This is a genomic window from Streptomyces caelestis (assembly GCF_014205255.1).
Lineage (GTDB): Bacteria > Actinomycetota > Actinomycetes > Streptomycetales > Streptomycetaceae > Streptomyces > Streptomyces caelestis.
Genome location: NZ_JACHNE010000001.1, coordinates 752,261 through 773,548 on the forward strand (window position 1 = coordinate 752,261; position 21,288 = coordinate 773,548).

14 protein-coding genes and 2 pseudogenes are annotated in these 21,288 nt (G+C 68.5%); 9 read left to right on the forward strand and 7 right to left on the reverse strand.

The genetic code is table 11. The features are described from left to right. Positions 1–194 precede the first annotated feature (194 nt). Positions 195–1,223 (reverse strand): LacI family DNA-binding transcriptional regulator, encoded by a 1,029-nt coding sequence (locus tag HDA41_RS03370; protein ID WP_221511403.1) that lies wholly within the window; start codon positions 1,221–1,223, stop codon positions 195–197. Between the two features lie 273 nt (positions 1,224–1,496). Further along, positions 1,497–3,308, reverse strand: a complete 1,812-nt coding sequence (locus HDA41_RS03375; RefSeq protein WP_184980521.1) for an RICIN domain-containing protein — start codon at positions 3,306–3,308, stop codon at positions 1,497–1,499. 467 nt (positions 3,309–3,775) lie between these two features. Between HDA41_RS03375 and HDA41_RS03380 the strand changes: the two genes are divergently transcribed. From HDA41_RS03380 to HDA41_RS03410, 7 genes and pseudogenes are all read left to right on the forward strand, one after another. After that, complete coding sequence (locus tag HDA41_RS03380; protein ID WP_184980523.1) at positions 3,776–5,776, forward strand: RICIN domain-containing protein; 2,001 nt, start codon at positions 3,776–3,778, stop codon at positions 5,774–5,776. Positions 5,777–5,866: 90 nt separating this feature from the next. Then, a complete protein-coding gene (locus tag HDA41_RS03385) occupies positions 5,867–7,582 on the forward strand; it encodes a substrate-binding domain-containing protein (protein ID WP_184980525.1) in 1,716 nt (571 codons plus the stop codon). A gap of 268 nt (positions 7,583–7,850) precedes the next feature. Continuing rightward, positions 7,851–8,978, forward strand: a complete 1,128-nt coding sequence (locus tag HDA41_RS03390) for a Gfo/Idh/MocA family protein (RefSeq protein ID WP_184980527.1) — start codon at positions 7,851–7,853, stop codon at positions 8,976–8,978. Further along, positions 8,971–9,894 (forward strand): DUF6807 domain-containing protein, encoded by a 924-nt coding sequence (locus HDA41_RS03395; protein ID WP_221511404.1) that lies wholly within the window; start codon positions 8,971–8,973, stop codon positions 9,892–9,894. Before HDA41_RS03390 ends, HDA41_RS03395 begins: the two co-directional genes overlap by 8 nt. Continuing rightward, on the forward strand, positions 9,891–10,700 hold the full coding sequence (locus HDA41_RS03400) for a cupin domain-containing protein (RefSeq protein ID WP_221511405.1): 810 nt from the start codon (positions 9,891–9,893) through the stop codon (positions 10,698–10,700). Before HDA41_RS03395 ends, HDA41_RS03400 begins: the two co-directional genes overlap by 4 nt. Positions 10,701–10,714: 14 nt before the next feature. Then, a pseudogene (locus tag HDA41_RS03405) lies at positions 10,715–11,590 on the forward strand (glycoside hydrolase family 43 protein); the annotation flags it as partial. 378 nt (positions 11,591–11,968) lie between these two features. After that, the gene (locus HDA41_RS03410; RefSeq protein WP_184993109.1) at positions 11,969–12,598 is read left to right on the forward strand and encodes a class I SAM-dependent methyltransferase; all 630 of its coding nucleotides are present in this window, start codon (positions 11,969–11,971) and stop codon (positions 12,596–12,598) included. Positions 12,599–12,651: 53 nt separating this feature from the next. On the opposite strand, the gene HDA41_RS03415 is transcribed toward HDA41_RS03410, so the two are convergent. Together HDA41_RS03415 and HDA41_RS03420 are read right to left on the reverse strand one after the other, a co-directional pair. After that, a complete protein-coding gene (locus HDA41_RS03415) occupies positions 12,652–14,679 on the reverse strand; it encodes a tyrosine-type recombinase/integrase (RefSeq protein ID WP_230299816.1) in 2,028 nt (675 codons plus the stop codon). Between the two features lie 461 nt (positions 14,680–15,140). Continuing rightward, complete coding sequence (locus HDA41_RS03420) at positions 15,141–16,421, reverse strand: tyrosine-type recombinase/integrase (protein WP_184980531.1); 1,281 nt, start codon at positions 16,419–16,421, stop codon at positions 15,141–15,143. 90 nt (positions 16,422–16,511) lie between these two features. Between HDA41_RS03420 and HDA41_RS42635 the strand changes: the two are divergent. Together HDA41_RS42635 and HDA41_RS40960 are read left to right on the forward strand one after the other, a co-directional pair. Next, positions 16,512–16,838, forward strand: a pseudogene (locus HDA41_RS42635) (beta-xylosidase family glycoside hydrolase); the annotation flags it as partial. A gap of 159 nt (positions 16,839–16,997) precedes the next feature. Next, positions 16,998–17,252, forward strand: a complete 255-nt coding sequence (locus HDA41_RS40960; protein WP_230299815.1) for a type 2 periplasmic-binding domain-containing protein — start codon at positions 16,998–17,000, stop codon at positions 17,250–17,252. A 623-nt stretch (positions 17,253–17,875) separates the two neighbouring features. Here HDA41_RS40960 and HDA41_RS03435 read toward each other — a convergent pair. From HDA41_RS03435 to HDA41_RS03445, 3 genes are read right to left on the reverse strand one after another with little or no spacing between them, the layout of a single operon-like run. Continuing rightward, the gene (locus tag HDA41_RS03435; RefSeq protein ID WP_184980533.1) at positions 17,876–18,415 is read right to left on the reverse strand and encodes a cupin domain-containing protein; all 540 of its coding nucleotides are present in this window, start codon (positions 18,413–18,415) and stop codon (positions 17,876–17,878) included. Positions 18,416–18,460: 45 nt separating this feature from the next. Continuing rightward, positions 18,461–19,513 (reverse strand): phosphotransferase family protein, encoded by a 1,053-nt coding sequence (locus HDA41_RS03440; RefSeq protein ID WP_184980535.1) that lies wholly within the window; start codon positions 19,511–19,513, stop codon positions 18,461–18,463. After that, on the reverse strand, positions 19,510–20,514 hold the full coding sequence (locus HDA41_RS03445; protein WP_184980537.1) for a C-terminal binding protein: 1,005 nt from the start codon (positions 20,512–20,514) through the stop codon (positions 19,510–19,512). The genes HDA41_RS03440 and HDA41_RS03445 overlap by 4 nt, the downstream gene beginning before the upstream one ends. Positions 20,515–21,288 lie beyond the last annotated feature (774 nt).

Consider the following 21,288-nt stretch of genomic DNA (forward strand, 5'->3'; position numbering starts at 1 on the left):
CTCGGTCAAGAGTTCCGCACGTAACACTTGGGTATTTAGTGAGACTTCACCGGTTCCGGGCCGGTACGGAAGCGGAACGGACCGAGCGGGAACAGGCCGGGTGAGCGCGTTCCGCCCGGTGCGGACGGGGTGTTCGGGGGCTCCCGTCCGCCCGAACCCCCGTTGCACGACGGCTCGTTGGTGGGGCCGACGGGCTAAAGGGTGTGGTTCGTCCTCGCCGGTCCGGACGACTCGCGCAGCACGAGGCGGCAGTCGAGGTCCAGATGCAGTTCCGGCTCGGTCTCCTCGCGGATGCGGGCGAGCAGGGCCCGCATGGCCCGCCGGCCCATGGCCTCGCGGTCGAGATCCACGGTGGAGATGGACGGGTTGAAGTACGCGGTGAACTCCTGGTTGTCCCAGCCGAAGACACTCACGTCCTCCGGGACCCGCCACCCGCGGTCCTGGAAGCCACGGATGACGCCCATGGCGACGTCGTCGTTGGCGGCGAGGACCGCGGTGACACCGGAGTCCGCCGACAGGCCCCGGGCCGCGTCGTATCCGGACCGCACGGACCAGTCACCGTCGATGACGGCGTAGTTCTCCAGGCCCCGCTCGGCGACCGTCCGTAGATAGACCTCGCGCCGCTTGCGTGCCGACATCCAGTCCGTGCTGCCGGCGACATGGACGAAACGCCGATGGCCCAGGGAGACGAGGTGATCGATGATCATGGCGGCCGGCTCGCCGTCAGCCGTGATCCCGTGGGACCGCATCTGGTCGTCGTACTCGCCTATGACGACGGTCGGAGTATGGTCCAGCCCCAGCTTCTCCAGGTCGCCGATGGGGGTGAAGGTCAGCACTCCTTCGGCCTGACCGGAGTCGAGCAGGGAGCGGACGCGGTCGCCCCTGACCCGTTCGTCGCCTTCCAGGCCGACGATGTCCAGCAGGTAACCGGCCGCCTGTGCCTCGGCGGACGCTCCCCGCAGGATCTGCGAGGGCACGAAGGTCGTCATGGCCGGCAGGACCACGGTGACACGGTTCGACTTGCGGGTGCGCATCGACCGCGCCACCAGGTTGGGCCGGTAGTCCAGGTCGGCCACGGCCTGCTCGATGCGGGCCACCGTCTGCGGCTTCATGCCACCGTTGCCCCGCAGGAAGCGCGAGACGGTCTGATGCGACACCCCCGCGTGCGCCGCGACATCGAGGATGGTGGGACGCTTTCTGGACGGCGGCTTCGGCCGTTTCACGTCCCGCTCCGCTCTCTCCGGTCCCGTGTCCGCGTCCACCGTGCCGCCCCCCGCCGCATCTCCACGCCCCGCACGCCCATCGGTACTGTACTGCTCAGTACGCCAAAGCAGGCCGGGCCCTTGACTCTTGCTGTCTCTCCGGAGCCGACCGCATCGGCCGGTCGAGCCCGGCTGCCCTGCGGATCGTCCGGCCCGGCCGGCCGCATGGTCCCTGTCCGGGCCGTGCGGCCGGCCGCCGAGTCCGCCGTCACCGGGCGGTACGTGTTCCTCATGTCAGACCTGCAGAGTCCAGTGCTGGTTCGTGTGCGACTCGTCGTTCCAGCAGGTGTACTGCAGCAGCCGGGCGCCGTCCGTCGTGAAGGCCCGGTCGACGTCGAGGCACTTGCCGGAGTGACGGGCGATGAGAGCGACGTAGCCGGTGCCGGTGTCGCCCAGCCGCCACTGCTGGCTGGTGCGGCCGTCGCAGGTCTGCTGGACGATCGCGGCCGAGTTCGCCGTGGAGGAGCCGGCCACGTCGAGGCACAGGCCCGAGTGCCGGGAGAGGATCTGGTAGTAGCCCCCGCCGACTTCGTGCAGCTGCCACCGCTGGTCGTCGCCGTCCGAGCAGCCGGCCTGCTCGATCGCGGCCCCGGCAGCGGTCGAGGAGCCGACCGCCTCGGCGCACTTGCCCGAGTGCCGCGCCTCGATCGTCGTCGTGTCGGCCAGCCGGGACAGTTCCGACGAGAGCACGGGAACGTAGAAGTCGGTGATCCCTGCGATGTTCGGATGCGTGCCGCTGCCGCCGCTGCCCGGGTAGCCGCCCACGAGTCCGTCGAAGGTGTACGCCACCCGCTGGGCGTCGACGCGCGTGTCGAGCGTCGTGTCCCCGAAGACGTCGGCCACCGCCACGCCCCACTTCTGGGCCGCCTGCAACTGCACCTGGCGCAGGGCGAGCTGGGTGTCCCAGTCGCGCGAGCCCATCTTGTGGGCGGCCACGTAGACCAGTTGGGCGGTCGGCCACTTCTGCCGCATCGTGTGGATGGTGGTTTCGAGTGCCCCGGCGTAGGTGCCGGGGTCGAGGGTGGCGGGATCCTGAGAGCCGCTGACGGTGCCGACCTCGTAGGTGTGCGCGTCGTGGATCTCCATCGCGTCGTTCGTGCCGCCGTCGAAGACGACGAAGTCGGGCGCCTGCGAGCTCGCCGACTTCACCTGGTTCAGGATCTGTCCACCGATGGCGGTGGGCGCCGGTCCCACGGTCGCGCCGTTGCGGGCGTACTTCGTCAGCGTCATGCCCTCGCGTTCGGCGACGAAGTTCACGAAGCTGCGCGCGTACTGGTGCCCGTAGACGATGCTGTCACCGAAGGCGTAGACGGACGAGCCGGAGAGGGATCCGTAGGCGGGGTTCGCGGGCCGGGCCAGGCGGAAGTTGTCGATCGACTGCACACCGGTGCCGTAGTAGTTGCAGGCGACGAGCTTCGCCAGGTTCTGTCCCGTGATGCTCTTCGTGGTGGAGACCAGCACCTTCGGCGCGGCTTCCTTGCTGGTGACCGTGTACTGGACCTTGCCGAGCGTGAAGTCCAGGTGCAGATCGACCGTGTACCACTTGGCCCGGTCGAAGCTGATCCTGGTCCAGGTGGGATTGAGCGAGTCCGGGGCGGCGGTGGAGTCCGAGTCGGGACCGGTCGCGGCGTGACGGAACTCCGCAGCGGTCGCGGCCATGCCGAAGACGAGGCGTCCGGCGCTGTCGCGCAGTTCCAGACCGGTCTTCATGCCGGTGCTGGTGATGGCCGTCTTCCAGTCGAACCGCAGGTCGAGCGTCTTCTCCTGGGTGATCGACGACGCGAACGGCCGCACGGACGTCGTGTAGTTGCCCATGCTCTTCGTGACGTCCAGTACGCCGTTGCCGATGGCGGCCCCGACCGGGAAACCGAAGTTCGCGGGGGTCGTCTGAGCGTCGAACGTCTCGTTGATCAACGTCGCGCCCGGGGTTTCGGCGGCGGAGGCGGCCGGAGCCGTGAGGAAGGCCGCGAGGAGCAGGATGCCGGCGGCCAGGGAGCCGGCCCATCTTCGGGGCCGACGGCCCGTTCTGCGCATGACCGTATACACGTGATCTCCCTTGATCTCTGGTGATGCCGACCGGTGCCCGGCGGGGAGGAAGGGGCCCGGCCGTGACTCGGCCCGAGGGCGCACAGAAGAGTCACGAAGTACCGGGAGCGATGAGCTGTCCGACAACAGCAGGGGCAACCTAGTGATCGTTCACCTGAGCGGTCAAGACGTCTGCGGGTGATCGTTCACTACGTGGGGTCCCACCGGCATGACCGGAGCCCACCCGCTCTGGACTGCGGGGAAACTCTCCCCGTCCACACCATTGACACGCAAGCGTTACAGCCAGTCTTATGTGCGCCATCGTTGGTTTCGGTCAACATCTGATCGCCAGGGCCCCGCCATCGCCTGTCGGCTCGATCGCGCTGCGCCCGACACCCCCGCCTCGAAGGTTCCTGACGGGCGCCGTCAACCCTCAATCGTGATCGTTCACTATCCGGCAGAAGTTCACCTGACACGGAGGTAGCGCAATGAAGTCGAACACCGGCCCTTGGTCGCGCCGCAGATTCCTCGCCACGAGCGGGGCGGCAGCCCTCGGGGGCATGGCGTTGAACCTCGTCGGCGGCCTCCCGCGGGCCGCCGCGGCCGGCGGCGTGGTGTCCCACGTCGACACCTCGAAGTCCACGTACGACAAGATCACCCTGATGGTCGACGGGAAGCCCTTCTTCCACAGTGGCGTCCAGTTCCGGTACGAGAAGCACAAGTACACGTTCGGCTGGACGGACGCCCAGTTGAAGCCGGTGCTCGGGATGATCCGCGACGACGGGTTCACCGTGGTGAACATCCCGATCTGGTGGTCGAAGGTGGAGACCTCGAAGGACGTCTTCGACTTCACCGACATCGACCGGTACCTGGCCTGGTGCGGGGAGTTCGGCCTCAAGCTGGAACTCCTGTGGTTCGGACACGAATCGACCGGTTCGTCCCTGGCGGCCCGGATGCCGGCCTACGTGATGAACGACTACCAGGCCGTGGTGAGGTCCGACGGCACCAAGCTGACCCTGAACGGCAACCCTCTCCTGGACAAGACCGACCCGAACATGCTCGCCAGGGAGAAGTTCGTACTCGGCCGGCTCATGACCCACCTCGCGTCCGCCGACACCGCGCACACCGTGGTCGGCATCCAGGTGCTGAACGAACCGAACGTGTCGAAGCAGCAGGGCGGCCAGTCCATCGACCGGAGCTACAGCACCTACAGCACCGACCTCTGGAACAGCGGCGGATACACCGACGCGACGAAGTTCCGCAAGGACGTGCTGCTGAACTACCTGACCCAGCTGGGACAGGTGATCAAGCAGTCGGACTACTCGGTGTACACCCGGACCAACCTCGCCGGCAGCGCGGACACGGTGCCGGTCGCCGAGAACGAGGCCCTCAGGGCCCAGGGGACGGCGACCATCGACTTCTTCGGGAAGGACCCGTACACCACGGGCCTCGACACGCTCTACAACTACGGGAGGGACGCCGTCTGGGCCCAGGGGAAGAACTTCCCCATGATCATGGAGAACTTCGGAGGATCCGCGGCGGCGGACGTCGAGAAGTTCAACGCCATCGCCGGCAACACCGCCCACAATCTGTACGCCGCCCTGGACCCGGACTCCAGCACGGGCAGCAGCAGCCACGGCCTGTACGACTTCAACCCCACCACCAAGGTCGTCACCCGCAAGGCCGTCTCGGACAAGGTCGCCCGGCTCAACCACGTGCTGAACAAGATCCACCGGGACCTTGCCAGCAAGCGTCCGGTGGAACGCGGCGGAACCGACCTGCAGACGTTCAACCGGAGCGCGACCGCCAGCACCACCACCACCAAGACCGTGGGCGGCGCCAACATCACGTTCACGACATCGAGCGGTGCGCAGGCGTTCGGCGTCCGGCGCGGTGCGGCCGAGTTCGCTTTCACCACCACGACCCAGGCTACGTTCACACTGCCGGGAACCATCGGCGTCGTACGGTCCGTCGAAATCGGCCAGTACGACGCGAACGACAACTGGGTGAAGTCCGGCACCAAGGCGTACAGCACCGTGGCAGGGGACACCGTCGTCGCGCTGGCGGCCGGCGAGTGCGTGCGGGTCGCCTACCTCGTCAGCGGCGCGCGGTACAAGCTGAGGAACACGTCCTCGGGCAAGTACCTCGACACCGATGCGGACGGTGCGGTCATCCTCGCGTCCGCGACCACCTACGACGACCAGGACTGGATCGTCGCCAAGGACTCGGCCGGATCCTGGACCATCAAGAACGTGCGGACGGGACGCTTCTATCTGGAAGCCGACGCCACCGCCAACAACGTCATCTGGAACACCGGCACCGTTTCGGACGCCTCGCTCTGGAACCTGGAAGGGGTCGCGGCAGGCGGGCTCCGCGTCAGGAACACCCACACGGGAAGGGCCTACCTGTACGGGAACTCCGCGGGTGAGGCGAAGTGGAACACCGGAACGCAGGACGCGAACACGGTCTGGGAGTTCCAGCCGAAGTAGCCGCCCCCGCCGTTCCTTCCCCCGCGAGGCCGGAAAGGCGGCCCACGCGGGGGAAGGGACGGCGCAGGAGGCCCGTGTAATGATTGCTGCATGACTCAGGCCGACGTGTTGCGGGCTCTGGACGCCAGGGCCGCCGGCCAGTGGGGTCTGGTGACCACCGCCCAGGCGAAGCTGGACGGCGTGCAGGGCGTCCAGCTCCTGCGGCTGGAGCGGTCCGGGGCGCTGGAGAGTGTGGGCCACGGGGTGTACCGCCTGGCCGCCTCTCCCCCGCCGGAGCACCTCAGGATCAAGGTCGCCTGGCTGCGGCTGGATCCCGGAACCCCGGCGCGGGACCGCCGTACCGACGGCCCAGGGGCGGGCGTCGTCTCCCACACCTCCGCGTGTGCGGTGCACGGCCTGGGCGGCCGGCCCGCCGACTTCGTGGAGCTGACGGTCTCGTCACGCCGTACCACGCGTGACGAGACCGTCGTGCTGCACCGCGCGGCCACGGACGCCGAGGACATCACCGTCGTCGACGGACTGCCCGTCACCACCGTGCCGCGTACCGTCGTCGACCTGCTGGAAGACCGTGCCGACGCGGCCCGCACGGGCGCGTTCGTCGCCGAAGCCGTCGCCCGTGGCCTGGTGCGCGTCGACGACCTCGCGCCACGGGTCGCGGGCTTCGCCGGTGCCTACGGGTTGCCCGCGGAGGCGTCCGGCGCGGAGCTGCTGGAGTTTCTGTGCGAGCAGGCGGGGCGTCCTCTCCCGGCACGGAAAGCCGGTCGATCCACCGCGAAAGCCGCCGGCCCGGGGGCGGCCTCCCACCCGGAGAGGAAACGGCCGACCATATGGGAGGTCGCCGAGCGGGCCGGCGTGTCGCACCAGACCGTGTCCCGGTTCCTGAAGAACGACAGCGGCATGAAGCCGGCGACGCGAGCGAGGATCGAGCGCGCCGTCGCCGAGCTGGACTACCGGCCCAACCTCATGGCGCGGTCGATGCGCACACAGCGGTCCCACCGGATCACCATCGTGCTGCCCGAGTTGAGCGGCTTTGTTCCGATCCCTCTGCTGAGGGGTGCCTCGGCCGCGGCGCACGAGGCCGGGTACATGACCGACGTCGTCGGGCTGGAGGGCGGCGAGTCGCGGCGCGCCCGCAGCGTGCTGTCCCTGCTGGAGACCCGGCAGGCGGACGGGGTACTGTCCCTGGTGCCGCTCGGGGATCTCGCCGGCGGCCAGGGCGCCGGGCAGCGGCCCGTGGTGGTGCTGGGCGAGTACGACGACAACCTCCAGTCCCGGGGACGACTGGCCGACGGACGGCCCGCCGAGGAGATCCTGCGTCACCTCGCCGGCCAGGGACACCGCCGGTTCCTCCACGTCGCCGGCTCGCAGGACTGGGCCTCGGCACGCAACCGGCGGGCGGTCTACGTGGAGGCGGTCGAGCGACTGGGCCTTACCTCCTACGGCGTCGTCGACGGGGACTGGTCCGTGCGCTCCGGCTACGAGGCCGCGCGGGACCTGCCCGCCGACTCCGGCGTGACGGCCGTGCTGGCCGCCAACGACTACGTCGCCCTGGGGGTACTCCGCGGCTTCCAGGACCGCGGTACGCGGGTGCCCGAGGAGATGAGCGTCTTCGGCTGGGACGACGAGGAGTTCACCCGGTACTTCTCGCCGAGCATCTCGACGGTGCACATCAACAAGGAAGAAGTAGGCCGCCGGTCGATGCTGTCGCTGCTCGCGCTTCTGCGCGGCGAGCCCGCGCCGGAGTCCGAGGTCGAGGATCTGTTCCACCTCGTGCCGCGTGGGTCGAGCGGCCCGGCCCCCGGCTGAGCACGACGGCGTTCCCGCTGGGGTGTCAACGCGAAAAAGTGAACGATCACAGAGAAACTCTTGACCGCAAAGGTGACCGTTCACTACGTTCATGTTGCCGCCGTTCACATCGGCGCGAGCCGAGTTCGTCGACAGAGCCGTTCCCCTCGACCGCACGGCCATGCCTGCACGCCCTGGGCTGAGCAGGTCGAACCCACCTTCTCCGTAAGCGGTGTGACGCCCCCCGTGCCGCGCCCAGGCACCGCCCGAGCTTCCACGAGAGAGCCACATGACTGAGTCCAGCCAGCCCGTGCAGGTGGCGATCGTCGGCGCCGGCAACATCGCCGACGGTTGCCACATGCCCGCCGTCCAGGCCCAGAGCGGCGAGGCGGTCGTCACTGCCGTCGTCGACGTCGACCTGCGGCGCGCCGAGGTCTTCGCCGCCCGCTGGGGCATTCCCGCTGCCTACGACAGCCTGAACCACATGCTGCGGGAGCAGCACCCGGACCTGGTCATCGTCTGCACGCCCCCGATCGCCCACGGCGAGGCCATCACCGCCTGTCTGGACGCCGGCGCGTCGGTGTGGTGCGAGAAGCCTCCCACCCTCTCGGTGGCCGAGTACGACGCCGTCGCCGCCCACGAGCGCGAGGGCGGCCCGTACGTCTCCTACGTCTTCCAGCACCGGTTCGGGTCCGCCGCCCGAGCCCTGCGAGAACACATCCGCACCGGCAGCCTCGGCGCGCCCCTGGTCGGCGTCTGCCACACCCTGTGGTACCGGGACGACGCCTACTTCGACGTCCCCTGGCGCGGCAAGTGGGAGACCGAGGGCGGTGGCCCCACCATGGGCCACGGCATCCACCAGATGGACCTCATGCTGTCGCTGATGGGCGAATGGACCGAAGTCCGCGCCGCCATGGGCACGTTGGCCCGCGACGTGGAGACCGAGGACGTCTCCATGGCCATGGTCCGCTTCGCCAGCGGTGCCATGGTGTCCATGGTCAACAGCCTCCTCTCCCCCCGCGAGACCAGCTACCTGCGCCTCGACTTCCCCGAGGCCACGGTCGAGTTGTCCCACCTGTACGGCTACGACAACTCCCACTGGACGTGGACCCCAGCGCCCCACCGGGTCGGCGCCACGGCCGTGGAGCTCGGAGCGCCGCTCGACGACGAAGCCAGTTCGCACGCCGCGCAACTGCGCGTGCTGCTGCGGTCGCTGCGCGCGGGGGAACGCCCCGAGGTCAGCGGCGACGACGGCCGCCGCGTCCTGGCCTTCATCGCCGCACTGTACGAGTCGGCGCGGACCGGAAGCCCCGTCACCCCGGACATGATCACCCCGGCCAGCCCCGTCTACCACTCCATGAGCGGTCGCCCCCGCACCGCCCGGGACAACGCCGCCAAGGAGAAGACCGGTGTCTGACACTCACCTCCACATCGACCACGACGCCGCCGGAAGCCAGTTCGTGGTCTCGGCCGCGGGCACGGACCTCGCCACGTACGTCTATCGGCCGGACACCCCCCTCGAAGAGTCCCCCAAGCCCTATCTCTATCCGCTGAGAACCCTCTCCGGCGCCCCCGTGGGCGTGTACCGGCCCTGGGACCACCGCTGGCACAAGGGTCTGCAGATGACCTGGTCGCATCTGTCCGGCGACAACTTCTGGGGCGGTCCGACCTTCGAACAGGGCGCGCCCGGCCATGGTTACGTCTGGCGTGAGAACCACGGCCGACAGGTGCACCGCGCCTTCGAGCCGCAGGACCCCGTCGGCAGTGAAGTGTCCGTCGTCCAGAGCCTGGACTGGATCTCCTCCAGCGACGAGGTGTGGATCGACGAGACGCGCACCCTCCGCTTCCACAGCGCCGACACCGCCGACGGAGTCTGGGCGCTGGACTTCACCACCGCCCTGACCAACGTCCACCGCGAACCGCTGGAGATGGGCAGCCCCACCACACACGGCCGCCCGGGCGCCGGCTACACGGGACTCTTCTGGCGCGGGCCCCGGGCCTGGACCGGCGCGGACATCATCGCCGACGGGGGCCACGAAGGCGACGCCGTCATGGGCACCCGGGGCGCCTGGGCGGCCATCAGCGGCGAGCACGACGAACTCGACGGCGGCGCGACGGTCCTCGCCTACGCCGGCACCACCAGCGCGTCCACCCCGCTGACGTGGTTCGCCCGCAGCAGCGCCTTCGCCTGCCTCAACCCCTCGCCCGCCTTCGACACGGAGATCAAGCTGGAACCCGGCAAGACCTTGCACCTGACCCACCGCTTCGTGTTCCTCGACCGCATGGTGGATCGCCACGAACTCGAACCGATCTCGCAGAGGTTCGCGCTGTGACTTCACTCCCCGACTTCCCCGGAGCCGTGGGGCTCAGCCAGCTCGAGGTGTACCCCTGGCCCACGGCGGACCACGAGCACGGCGGCTCGCCCCACATGCACCTCGTCTGCGCGGAGTGCTACGTCGTCGTCAGTGGCCGCGGCCGACTGGAGACCCTCAATTACAAGGGGCTCACGACGACCGAGCTGCACGCCGGAGACGTCGTCTGGTTCACCCCCGGCACGATCCACCGAGCCATCAACGACGAGGACCTGCGCGTGATCGTCGTCATGCAGAACAGCGGCCTGCCCGAGGCGGGCGACGCGGTCATGACGTTCCCGCCCGGGTACCTGTCCCCCGAGACCTACCCGGACGCGGCCTCACTCCTCGACACCGACGGCAACCCCAGCCACGAGCGCGCTCAGGCTCGCAGGGATCTGGCCGTCGCAGGCTTCACCGAACTGAAGCGGCAGTGGATGCGAGGAAACCGCTCGGCGTACGAGGACTTCTGCGCGGCAGCGGTACGCATCGTCCAGCCCCGTCTGGAGGCCTGGCAGAAGACGGTCAGCGACGGTGCGCTGGCCGCCGCGCACACTGCACTGCGGCAGATCGACGCACTGCGGCAGTGCCGCTTCGACCACTTGTTCAGCGCGGAGATCTCGCGTATCGCACGCCCTTCCCCGCAGACGCTGGGCATGTGCGGTTTCCTGCGCGCCTACGACCCGGCCCGCCGGGCCGGCTCATCGACCGGGCCGAAGTCAGGCCTGTTCGCGGCCGACGTCGATGAACGTGTCCGACCGGGTGCTGATCTGCCCGGGTCGAGCTGAGGAAAGCGTTTCGAATGAGTTCGATACTGCCGGAGGGCGGTCGAAGCGCAGATGCCGCGACCACCCCGATCTTGTCGGGGATGTACCCCGATCCATCGGTATGCCAGGTCGGAGAGGACTTCTATCTGGCGAATTCGTCGTTCGAGTACAGCCCCGGCGTTCCGATCTGGCATTCCCGGGACCTGGTGTCCTGGCGTCAGATCGGCAACGCCCTGACGAGGGACGAGCAGTTCCCCGCGGGCCGGTCGCCGTCGAGCCGCGGCATCTACGCCCCGACGCTGCGCCATCACGGGGGCCGGTTCTGGCTGATCACCACGAACATCGACGACCCTCGCGGCGGCCATCAGATCTACCAGGCGGGCGACCCGGCCGGGCCGTGGTCCGCGCCGATGTGCCTCACCGAACTCGACGGCATCGACCCGGACCTGGCTTGGGACGACGAGGGTACGTGCCTGGTCACGTACTGCTCGTGGTCGGAGACCGAGATCGGCATCAGGCAGGTGGCGGTCGATCTGGAGCAGGGCGTGCTCCTCGAACAGCCGCGGTGGATCTGGCACGGCACCGGCCTGGCCCATTCCGAAGGGCCGCACCTGTACCGGCGCGGCGAATGGTGGTACCTGGTCATCGCCGAGGGCGGAACCGACCGGGGCCACGTGGTGTCGGTGGCACGCTCGCGGAGCCCACGAGGGCCCTTCGAGGGCGCCGCGCACAATCCGGTCTTCACCCACCGCAGCACGGCTCATCCCGTCCAGAACGTCGGTCACGCCGATCTGGTCGAGCGTCCCGACGGGACGTGGGCAGCGGTGTATCTCGGCACCCGGCCGCGAGGCCGCAGTCCCCGCTTCCACGTCAACGGGCGTGAGACGTTCCTCGCCGATGTCACCTGGGTGGACGACTGGCCGCGGTTCGAACCGGCCAGCGGCCATGTCCCCACGGGACAGCGGGACTTCGAGGACGACTTCTCCGCGCCCGGACTGGATCCCAGGTGGGTCTCGCCAGGGCAGCGTCCCGACCGGTTCGTGCACAGCGCACCGGAAGGGGTGGGCGTGGGTCACGCCCTGAGCGAGACCGGCGAGCCCTCAGGACTGTTCACGCGGGTCGGCGGAGACCAATGGGAGGCCGACTTCGTCGTCGATCCGGGCGAGGGCGCGTTCTTCTCTGAACTAACGAGAGCGTCCCGTGATCAGGTGACTGGACGATCAGTCCTGAGGGAACCGGTGTGGGGCCGGAGAACGGCTGCGAACGGCGCGGGTGTTAGTTTCCTTCCCGTGTTAGGACACCAGGACGAGACGAGGGCGGCCTACGACGGGGTCGTCGATCTGTACGCGTCGATGTTCGCCAATGGGCTGGAGACGCACCCGTTCGCGCGGAACATGATCGGCACTTTCGCCGAGCTCGTGCGTGGCACGGGGAACCTGCGGGTAGCTGACGTCGGGTGCGGCCCCGGTCATGTGACGGCGATGCTGCATGATTTGGGGCTGGACGCCTTCGGGCTCGACCTCTCCCCAGCCATGGTCGACCACGCCCGGCGGGCCCATCCGGCGCTGCAGTTCGACGAAGCGCGGATGGAGGCCCTGCCGGTCGAGGACGGTGCACTCGGCGGAGTGCTGTCCCACTACTCGATGATCCATACCCCACCCGGAGAATTGCCCGCGCTGCTCGCCGAGCAGGTGCGTGTCCTGGCACCAGGGGGCCTGCTCCTGGTGTCCTTCTTCGGGACCGAGGGACCGGAGCCGGTTCGCTTCGACCACAAGGTGACGCCCGCCTATAGCTGGCCGGCGGAGCAGTTTGCCGAGTTGCTGGCCGGGGCCGGTCTCGTCACATTTGCTCGGTTGCTCCACGACCCAGCTTCCGAGCGGGGTTTCCTCGACACTCATTTGCTGGCCCGCCGCCCGTAGAGCGTGGGTCGTGGCCTGGGGTGGTGTAGATCATTCGCGTGGATGAGGCTCGGCTAACTTGAAGGTCCTCTTGCCGTACTGATTCGTGTCGCGATCTGGCTGAAGCGGGGCATGCCCAGATCGATCACTTGGCGTTGACGGGCTAGCTCTGCATCGAGCTGGATGAGCTTCTCCTCTGCGCTGGCGAGGCTGACTTGTAGTCCTTCGATCTCACCGAGCCATCCCTCCTGTTCTGCTTCGGTGATTCGGGCGATCAGGTTGTCGCGGATCTCGACGAGGCGGTGTCTCTGAGCCGGATCCGGTCGGAGCATGGAGCATCGAATACACGCGTGTTCGTGGATGCAGGGAGTTCCGAATGCGCGAGCGCAGATTCCGATGGACAGTTTGCGTCGCTCGAAGTGCCCGAGGAAGGCATCCCATTCCTCGTTGGTGGGGGTTCGGTACTCCTCGCTGGGGCGGAGTGCTCGGCGCCGGGCGATGAACGCGCGATGGGCTTCGATAGCCTCGCCGGGGTAGATGGCGTTGTATCCCATGGTCGTGTTGATGCTGGTGTGCCCGGCGATGACCTGCGCGATGTGCGGGGGAAGGCCGCTGCGGATGGCATCGGTGATGAAGATCCGCCGAAAGTCATGGGGCGAGAAGTCCAAGGGCTGTCCGGCTGAGTCGGTCAGATTCGTGGAGGCCATCACCTCTTGGAGTGCTTGGCGCAGGAGCTTCGGGGAGAGGCGGGAGCTCTCGCCGCTGCGGCACCACTGGAAAAGCAGTGGCATCTGGGGATTCCAGGTCTTCTCGGCCATGTCATAGCTGGAGACGTAGGGGACGGCACCGGTGCGTGGGTCGCGGACACGGGCGATGATCGCACTGAGCACATCGGCGAGCTCCGGGCTGACCAGGATGACTCGTTCCTCATCGGTTTTGGACGGCGCGATCTGCAGGAGGGGGACAATCTCGCCAGTGGTAGGCAGTCTGTACTGGATCAGACTGTGATGGCTGGCCTCCAACATCTCCTCGATGCGGACACCGGTGTGCTGAAGAAACTCGACCATCGCCCAGGCCCAGAACGCGCGACTCTCCGCGAGCGCCAGGTCAACGCGCCGGCCGGTGGCGATGTTCACCGCCCAGGTCGTTCCATCCTTCGCTGCCCGCCTGAAGGTGGCGCCCGCGAAAGCGAACTGACCACCTGGCGGGGTGTCCATCAGAGCCTGTAGTCGGGCTTTGGCCTCTTTCAGGCATGTTGAAGCCGCCCGGGCGACAGCGGGCAGAGCCGGAAGTCGTTCCCGTGTCCTGTGGTCCATCCGGGCTTTGCGCCGCTTGTTGTCTTTCACGACAGCGACATCCGCGTCCTTGATCGGACTCGGCACCGCCCACGGCCCCCAGCGCGCCGGCTCATCGATAGCCCACTGGGCGATGTCGAGATAGAACGCGCGGACGGAGATCATGATGCTGGCGACATTGGCCCGTCCGGTCACTACTTCACGCACTTTGCCGTCTGGCTGGCGACGCCGTTCGATGCGGGTCCGGCATCTCTGCTTCCAGGCCGCGCTCACCTCGGGCGCCAGGTGGAGAGAGTCGATTCCCGGATGATGTTGTTCCAGGTCGCCCCAGAAGTTGCTGGCCAGATGCCGGGACAAGTTGTTCAGGGACGTGTAGTCCAGACCTGGCTGCCGCTCTTTGAGATAGTCCACCAAGAGATCTCTGACTGGGCGGCAGCGGACGCCGAACCGGTCGACGAGCTGCTCCATCGACACCTGACCACTGGTGTTGGCCAGGTAGCGCAAGGAACTGGGTGCTTCTGCAGGCAGGGTGCCCAACTCTCGCAGCCAGGCGTAGAAGAGGGTGTTGCCGCGAGTTTTGGCGTTCGCGGTTTTGTTCGCTGCTTTGAGTGCGGCGAGATACTCCACGGCGTCGCCGACGGTGATGTCCGCCAAGGTGCCGCCCTTGGCGGCCACGATCTTGACCAGGGAGTGCAGGGCATCACGCCCGACCTTGGAGGACCACGTGGCAGATTCGACCATCGCTTCAAGCTGGGCGAATCCTTCCGGGTCACGGGCAGGGATCAGCCCGATCCGCAGGCTCGTCATGTTGGCCGAGGTCCGTGACAGCAGCCAGGGGAGGGCGGGCCTGACAACGTCTGCGCAGATCAGACTCAGCAGCCCTCCCGACAATGCCTGCCGCTGTGAGGGGCCAGCAGCCGTTCCGATCCACTCGGGTGCCAACCGGGCCCAGTCGTTGCCAGGACGCGTGCTCGCGGGACTGGCGTTCCAGCGCTGCTGCCAGGTGGCCCCCGGGAAAGTCTCCAGCCACTGCAAGGTCTGGCGAGCTCCGCGGATCCGGGCTCGGTGCTGCCTCACGTCCGCGGGCCGCAGAGGAGGTTGCTCCAGACGAGCCAGGATGTCGGCTCGCTCGCATGCAGTGGTCGGCCAGTCGTCCTCCGGGGGTCTGGGCGGGAAGCGCAAGGCGACGGCTTTCAATGCCTCGCCGGCCAGGCTCAGGGACGCGGGAGGTGCGACATGCGTCGTGACGGACAAGGTCTCCGTAGGCGTCACCAGGCAGTCCCGAAGAGGTTGTTGAGGGATTCAGCGTTGTAGCCGGCTGCCGGAGGCGAGGGAGTCCGCTCGGCGGACTTGGCCCGTCGGGCATGGTGCGCCCGAACATGTTCGATCACCTCGTCCCGGTCGGCCGGAAGATAGAGCTGTGTCGTCGACAGGTGTGCATGACCGAGCACCCACTGCACGTCGGTCAGCGGCATCTTCGGATCCCTCGCCAGCCGATAGGCGGCGGTGTGTCGAAGATCGTGGAGAGTCCAGTTCGTACCGAGCAAAATGTTGGCTCGGTTGAACATCGCGCGGGCCGCCGGATAGTTCAGGGGACGCCAGGGGCGGCGCAACGTCCACCACAACCCCTCGTTCTGTCCGCGGGGCACCCCGGCCCGCCAGGCGCTCTCCTGATAGAGCCGTAGCCAGACGAAAGCGTCCGCTGAGCAGGGGAGTTGTTGATAGGCCCGGCTCCCCTTGCGGACCACCCCCAGGATTTGTTGGCCGGGCAGCGCGTCGCGTTGCCGGCTGGTGAGCAGTTCCTCGGCGCGAGCACCGTTGGAAACCCAGAACGCCAGGAGAGCTCGATCACGGTCGTGCTTCAGCGCGGCGAACAGCGCGTTGAACATCGCGTCGGGGATTCGCCGAGGGGCCCTCTTGGGGATGGCCGGCCGGTAGCGGCCCTGCCGTTCGTGGCGAAACCGCTCGTCAGGGTTGTGGTGAGCGTGTGCCCTGCCATGGCGCCGGGAGCGATCCAGCGGAAACGGGTTCAGGATCGGCCCGGTTCCCTCGGAGAGGTGGAAGTCGTAGAAGGCCCGCAGCACGGTCTCGCAGTGCGCTCGCGTTGTCGACGCGTATCTCAGCCCTGGCGACGACTTTCCCGTGATCGGATTGGGAGCTCCGGGAGGCAACTGCTCCGGTACTGGCCTTGGTGCTGTCTCAGTGTTGATGTCCCGTCGGTGGCGCCAGTGCAGCGGTGCGGGCTTGTTCGCGATCTTCATCCAGCGGGCGAAGTCCCGAGCGTCCGACCGGACTGCACGGTCCCAAGCGACACCCCAGCCCCACAAAAAGCGCCACCAACGCAGCAGATCCATTCCGTACGACCGGATCGTGGCTGCTGACTTGTCACAGGCCAGCAGCTCCGCGAAGAAGGCAGCCGCGGGTTCGATCTCGACCCCGTCCGCGTCCAGGAGGACAAAGGGCCTCCACCGATCTCCCGTCTCCGCCAGCTGTCCGGCCTCGGGCAGCACGAAGCTCGCTAACTCCCTCTCGGGATCACGTTCAAGCATCCAGGGAAGCTAGCAGAGAGGCCGTCTGACCTGCGAAAATGATCGAGTTAGTTCAGTCAACGGTTCACCGTCGCCCTACGGCTCGACGGTGCCCACTGGTACGGCCTGCACGTTGCCGAGGGCGAAGTCACCGCCGTCGCACGGATCGGACAGGTCCGGTCGGTTCTCGGCTCCCGCCCGCTGCCCGATTCCCCTGTCACCCTTCGCGTCCGCTCCACGGAGCCCACTTGGCACGGACCGGACGACATCGAACTGGGCATCGGTTACGGAACCGGCACGGATGTCCTCGCCCGCCTGGACGGACGCTACCTTTCCACCGAAGTGGCGGGCGGGTTCACCGGGCGCCTGGTCGGTGTGTGGACCGAGTCGAGGGAGGTCCTTGTGCGCCGGGTCCGGTTCGCCGAACGGCGCATGTGACACCGCCCCGTAGCGGACGCAGGCCGCAAAGAGTGCTCTGGGGCTGACCTCCGTACGCCGGCGACACTCGGCGATGGCGTCGGCCGTCGCGGCTTCGTGTCGCTACGACGGTCAGCCGGGCGTTTCGGCGGTGACGGTCAGGACCGCGCGGCTGAGGATGTGGCCCGCCATGGTGGAACCGAGTCGGCCCGGGACCTCCTCGACCCGCGGTGGAAGGGGAAGATCGTCTCGACGTACCCGAACGACGACGACGCGGTGCTCTCCCTGTACAGCCTCATCGTCGGCGAGTACGGCTGGGAGTGGCTGCGGCGGTTCGTCGCCCAGGACGTCGCCTGGGTGCGGAGGACGCAGGAACCCGCGGCTCGGGTCGAGCGGGCCGCGCGGCCGTCGCACTGGGCACGGACGGCATGCTGACCCCCGCGGCGGGTGTGAAGACCCGCTTCGTCGGCCCGAAGCACGACCCGTTCATGGCCTGGGCCCAGCGCGCCGCCATCCTCAGACACGCCAAGCATCCCGTAGCCGCGAAGCTGTACCTGAACTGGTGGCTGTCGAAGGGAACGCAGTCCGACTTCTCCATGCGGTCGGTGCGCACCGACGTCCAGCCCCACGATGGCTACCGCCCATCCGGGAGTACCGCAACGCCCACCTCGACGGCTTCGAGGACTTCATGGCGGACCGGGGCCTCGTCGAGCGCTTCAGGCAGCAGCTCACTCTCCACGTCGGCGAGGTGACCAGAGCTCCCTCCCCGGGGTGGCTCGGGCTGCACCCCGGGTGCTGGCCCAGGAGGCCGGCCCCGCGCCATGTGCAGGCGGTCATGACCACCAGTGTCTGGTCGCCAATCCCCTTCCGGCTTCCCTTGGGTGCCGCGCCGGCAAGCCCGCTCCGTCTCCCGTAGCGACGCGGTCACGTCCGCCGGCCAGGCGTTGTTCAACGCCTTGGCACTACCGATTGCCGACCACGGCGCGGTGTCCTGAGGATCTTCGTGAGTTGGTGGCGTTACGTCGTAGCGGAGGCTCTGGACCGAGCACCGTCTGCGCTCAGGCTCGTTCGCCGTCGTGCGGGACGCCGACGAGGACGAAGGCCATCGTGGCCGGTCGGTCGCCGTGGTTGCGCCAGGCGTGGCGGGTACCGTTCTGGATCACGATGTCCCCTGCCGAGAGCCGGGTGCGGTGGCCGTCGTCGAGTTCGAGGACGATCTCGCCCTGTAGCACGATGCCGTAGTCGACGGTCGGCGTGGTGTGCATGCCGTCGGGCTCGATGAGTTCCGCGATGCCGGGCGAGTCGGCCCGCTGCTCCCGGTCGAAGGCGACGGGGTCGAAGGCCGGGTCGGCCATCGCGGTGTCCGGCGGAAAGGTCAGCACGATGAACCGTGTGCCGCCTGGGGCCGGGAGCAGGCTGGTCACCTTCGGCGTGGGATCCTCCCCCGCCCTGCTGAAGGGTCCGCCGGGGTCTGTGGCCCACGGCAGGCGGGACACCCAGCCCGGCAGGCTGGTGAACTCGCGGCTGCGCGGGACGGGGCCGTCGCTGACGACGACCGACCTTCCGTCCTCGTCGTGGCCGGTGACGACTCTGCGCATGTGTCTCTCCTCGGTCGGATCCGCCGGATGTGTCGAACCCGTCGGTCAGTCGGGCCGGTCGGTGCCGGGATCGGTCAGGGTCGTCAGCGCGGTGGTCCAGGCGTCCAGCACGTCCTCCACCGTCGGGGCCGGTGCCCGGAGCAGGGCGGATGCCACCGTGCGGACGAACAGCCGGTGCCGGTCCTCCGTCAGGTATTCGACCGGGGACTTGCCGTCCACGCGCGCGAGCAGCAGCGCGGGCAACAGGGACGCGGCTCGTGCCTCGACGGCAGGCCGGGGCTCCCAGTCGACACACCGGACGTATGCCTCGGCCAACGTGCGGGCGGACCGCAGGAGGCCGGCTCGGTGCCTGGGCAGCACGAGGCTCTTGAGGAGCAGGTGGTTGACGCAGAAGGCGAGGTCGAAGGCCGGGTCTCCGTACCAGGCGCACTCGGCGTCCAGCAGCACGGGACCCGACGGGCCGACAAGGATGTTCTTGGGGCTGACGTCGCCGTGGACCAGGGCCAGGTGGGTGGCGGTCGTGCGCTCGGCGAGGCTGTGCAGGATGTCGCTCAGGGCCGGGTGGGCGGCCGCGGTGGCGAGCAGGTACGGCTCGATGCGCAGTGCGTGGAAGTTGTCGTCGGTGGCGAACTCGGCGGCCAGGGACGCATCGCCCGCGCTCGCCGCGTGCAGCATGCCGAGCGCCTCTCCGACGGCCGCCGCGGTCGTCACGTCCACCTCGCCGTGGAGCAATTGCGCCTTCCACACCGGGTACCGCTCGGGGGGCAGATACGCCATGGCGAAGAGGCCGGCTCCGGGGTCGTGGGCCAGGAGTTCCGGCACGGTCTCCGGTCGGTGCCGGGACGCGAACCGCATCCACGCCCATTCGTAGGCGTTGCGCGACACCGGTGCCTGCCAGTCGGCGGCCACCTTCAGCCGGGCCAGGGCGCGCTTGACGCAGAGGGAGCGTCCCGGCAGGTCCACCCGCCACAGGTCGGACGAGACACCGCCGGCGAGCGGGGTCCAGCGTGCGCTCTCACCAGGCCGGGCGAGTTCGTGGGCGGTCAGAAAGCCGGACAGCGCGGGGTCCGGACAGGCCTGCACGGAGGCGGGACTCATCGCCGCTCACCCGGCCCGGCGGTCAGGCCACGGGGGCTGTTGCAGGCGTGGGCCGGCGGCTCGCCCGCCAGGATCCGTACGACTTCTTCGGCTGCGCGGCGGCGCAGTTCCGTCACCGAGGCGTCGGAGGAGAAGGCGACATGGGGAGTGATCAGCGCGCCCGGCTGGTCCAGCAGCGCGGCGGGCACGTGCGGTTCGGACTCCAGTACGTCGAACGCGGCTGAGTCGAGGTGCCCGCTGTCGAGCGCCTTGACGACCGCGTCGGTGTCCACCAGTGGGCCCCTGCTGACGTTGACCAGCAGGCCGCCCGGCTTCATGAGCGCCAGCTGCTCGGCGCCGATGATGTGGTGCGTGCCGGGGGTGAGCGGAACGTGGAGGATCACCACGTCGCTGCGGCGCAGGAGTTCCTCCAGGCCCGCCCGCTCCACCCCGGGGGCGTCCTGCGGCGGGAAGGGATCGTGGGCCAGGATCCGGCAGCCGAACGCGCCGAGCTTGGCCGCGGTGGCCCGTCCGATGCGTCCGTAGCCGACGATGCCGCAGGTCAGCGTGGACAACCGGCGCAGCCGGGCGCTAGCCGGGTCCCATCGCCCGGCTCTGACCTCGCGGTCGAACACCGCCAGGCCCCGCGTCCAGGCGAGCACCATGCCGACGGCGTGGTCGGAGACCTCCTCGACGCAGTAGTCCGGAACGTTGGTGACCCACGCCCCCCGCTCGGTGGCGGCTTCCACTGCGATGTTGTCCAGGCCGACGCCGAGTCTGGCCACGATGCGCAGGTCGGGTGCGGTGCCGATCGCGGTGGCGGAGACGGGGGCCCAGCAGGTGAGGATTCCGGCGGGCCGGTGCTCGGCGACCAGTTCCTCGATCGCCTCGGCGGAGGCGGGTTCGGCGGGGCCGGTCACCAGCGTGTGGCCCGCCTTCTCGATGACCGATCGCTCGACGGAGTCGTCGGGCCAGGCGTAGTCGGTGAGCAGCACGGTGCCCAGACGGCTCGGTGAAGTCATGGCAGGTCGTCCTCGCAGAAATCGTACGGCCGCGGCGGGTGTCGGGCCCGGTCGCGCCGGTGAGCGGTGTGATCGCCGCCCGCAAGGGGCCGACAGCCTGTCCGACGGGACTGCCGGCCACCATGGGTGGAGCGGAGAGAGAGGATTGAGTCGCTGAACTCGGTTCGGTGCCGGCGCTCGCCGACTTGTGGTCGGTCCGGGCGCCGCGGTACGTCCCTGGAACGGGTCACGAGAAGCCGGGGCACGTCGCATCAATCTGTCATAGCCACGCGATGCTAACGATAGCATCAGCAGTCTGCGACACGTCAAGGTTTCGAAGTATGTGCCCCTGGGACGACATCCCCCGGCGGACATCAGCCACAACCCGGATGCCGATACTCCCGATGAAAGCGAATACCGGCGAAGAAAACCTCTCCTCACGTCTTGACGCGCCGCGTGCTTGCCTTCATGGTTTCTGCCAACGCCGACCGTGTGACCGTCAAGTGTCCGCACGATGTCCGGCTGTCGAAGACGCCATAGCCACGGACGTCCCCGACGGGCAAATGACGGGCTGAAATCCGCAGACGGTGTCCGACCGCGCGTCAGCCCACCGCCCCCCGATCCGCCGGTTGTCGGCAACATTTCGCCCTCGCCGACACGAGTCCGTGTTCAGCTCACCGCTTCTCGTCACCGCCCGTACGCGCCCCGTACCGGTGGTGGATCCGCCGCGGCCCGCCGCGGCCCATTCCTCTCAGGAGCCGCTATGACTCACGCAGCGCAAGTCGACACCAGTGC

Excerpts from the sequence above, each read along its gene's own strand:
- HDA41_RS03415 (WP_230299816.1), bottom strand. The coding sequence starts at position 14,679 with ATGACGAGCCTGCGGATCGGGCTGATCCCTGCCCGTGACCCGGAAGGA.
- HDA41_RS03385 (WP_184980525.1), top strand. The coding sequence starts at position 5,867 with ATGACTCAGGCCGACGTGTTGCGGGCTCTGGACGCCAGGGCCGCCGGC.
- HDA41_RS03420 (WP_184980531.1), bottom strand. The coding sequence starts at position 16,421 with ATGCTTGAACGTGATCCCGAGAGGGAGTTAGCGAGCTTCGTGCTGCCC.
- HDA41_RS03445 (WP_184980537.1), bottom strand. The coding sequence starts at position 20,514 with ATGACTTCACCGAGCCGTCTGGGCACCGTGCTGCTCACCGACTACGCC.
- HDA41_RS03390 (WP_184980527.1), top strand. The coding sequence starts at position 7,851 with ATGACTGAGTCCAGCCAGCCCGTGCAGGTGGCGATCGTCGGCGCCGGC.
- HDA41_RS03440 (WP_184980535.1), bottom strand. The coding sequence starts at position 19,513 with ATGAGTCCCGCCTCCGTGCAGGCCTGTCCGGACCCCGCGCTGTCCGGC.
- HDA41_RS03380 (WP_184980523.1), top strand. The coding sequence starts at position 3,776 with ATGAAGTCGAACACCGGCCCTTGGTCGCGCCGCAGATTCCTCGCCACG.
- HDA41_RS03435 (WP_184980533.1), bottom strand. The coding sequence starts at position 18,415 with ATGCGCAGAGTCGTCACCGGCCACGACGAGGACGGAAGGTCGGTCGTC.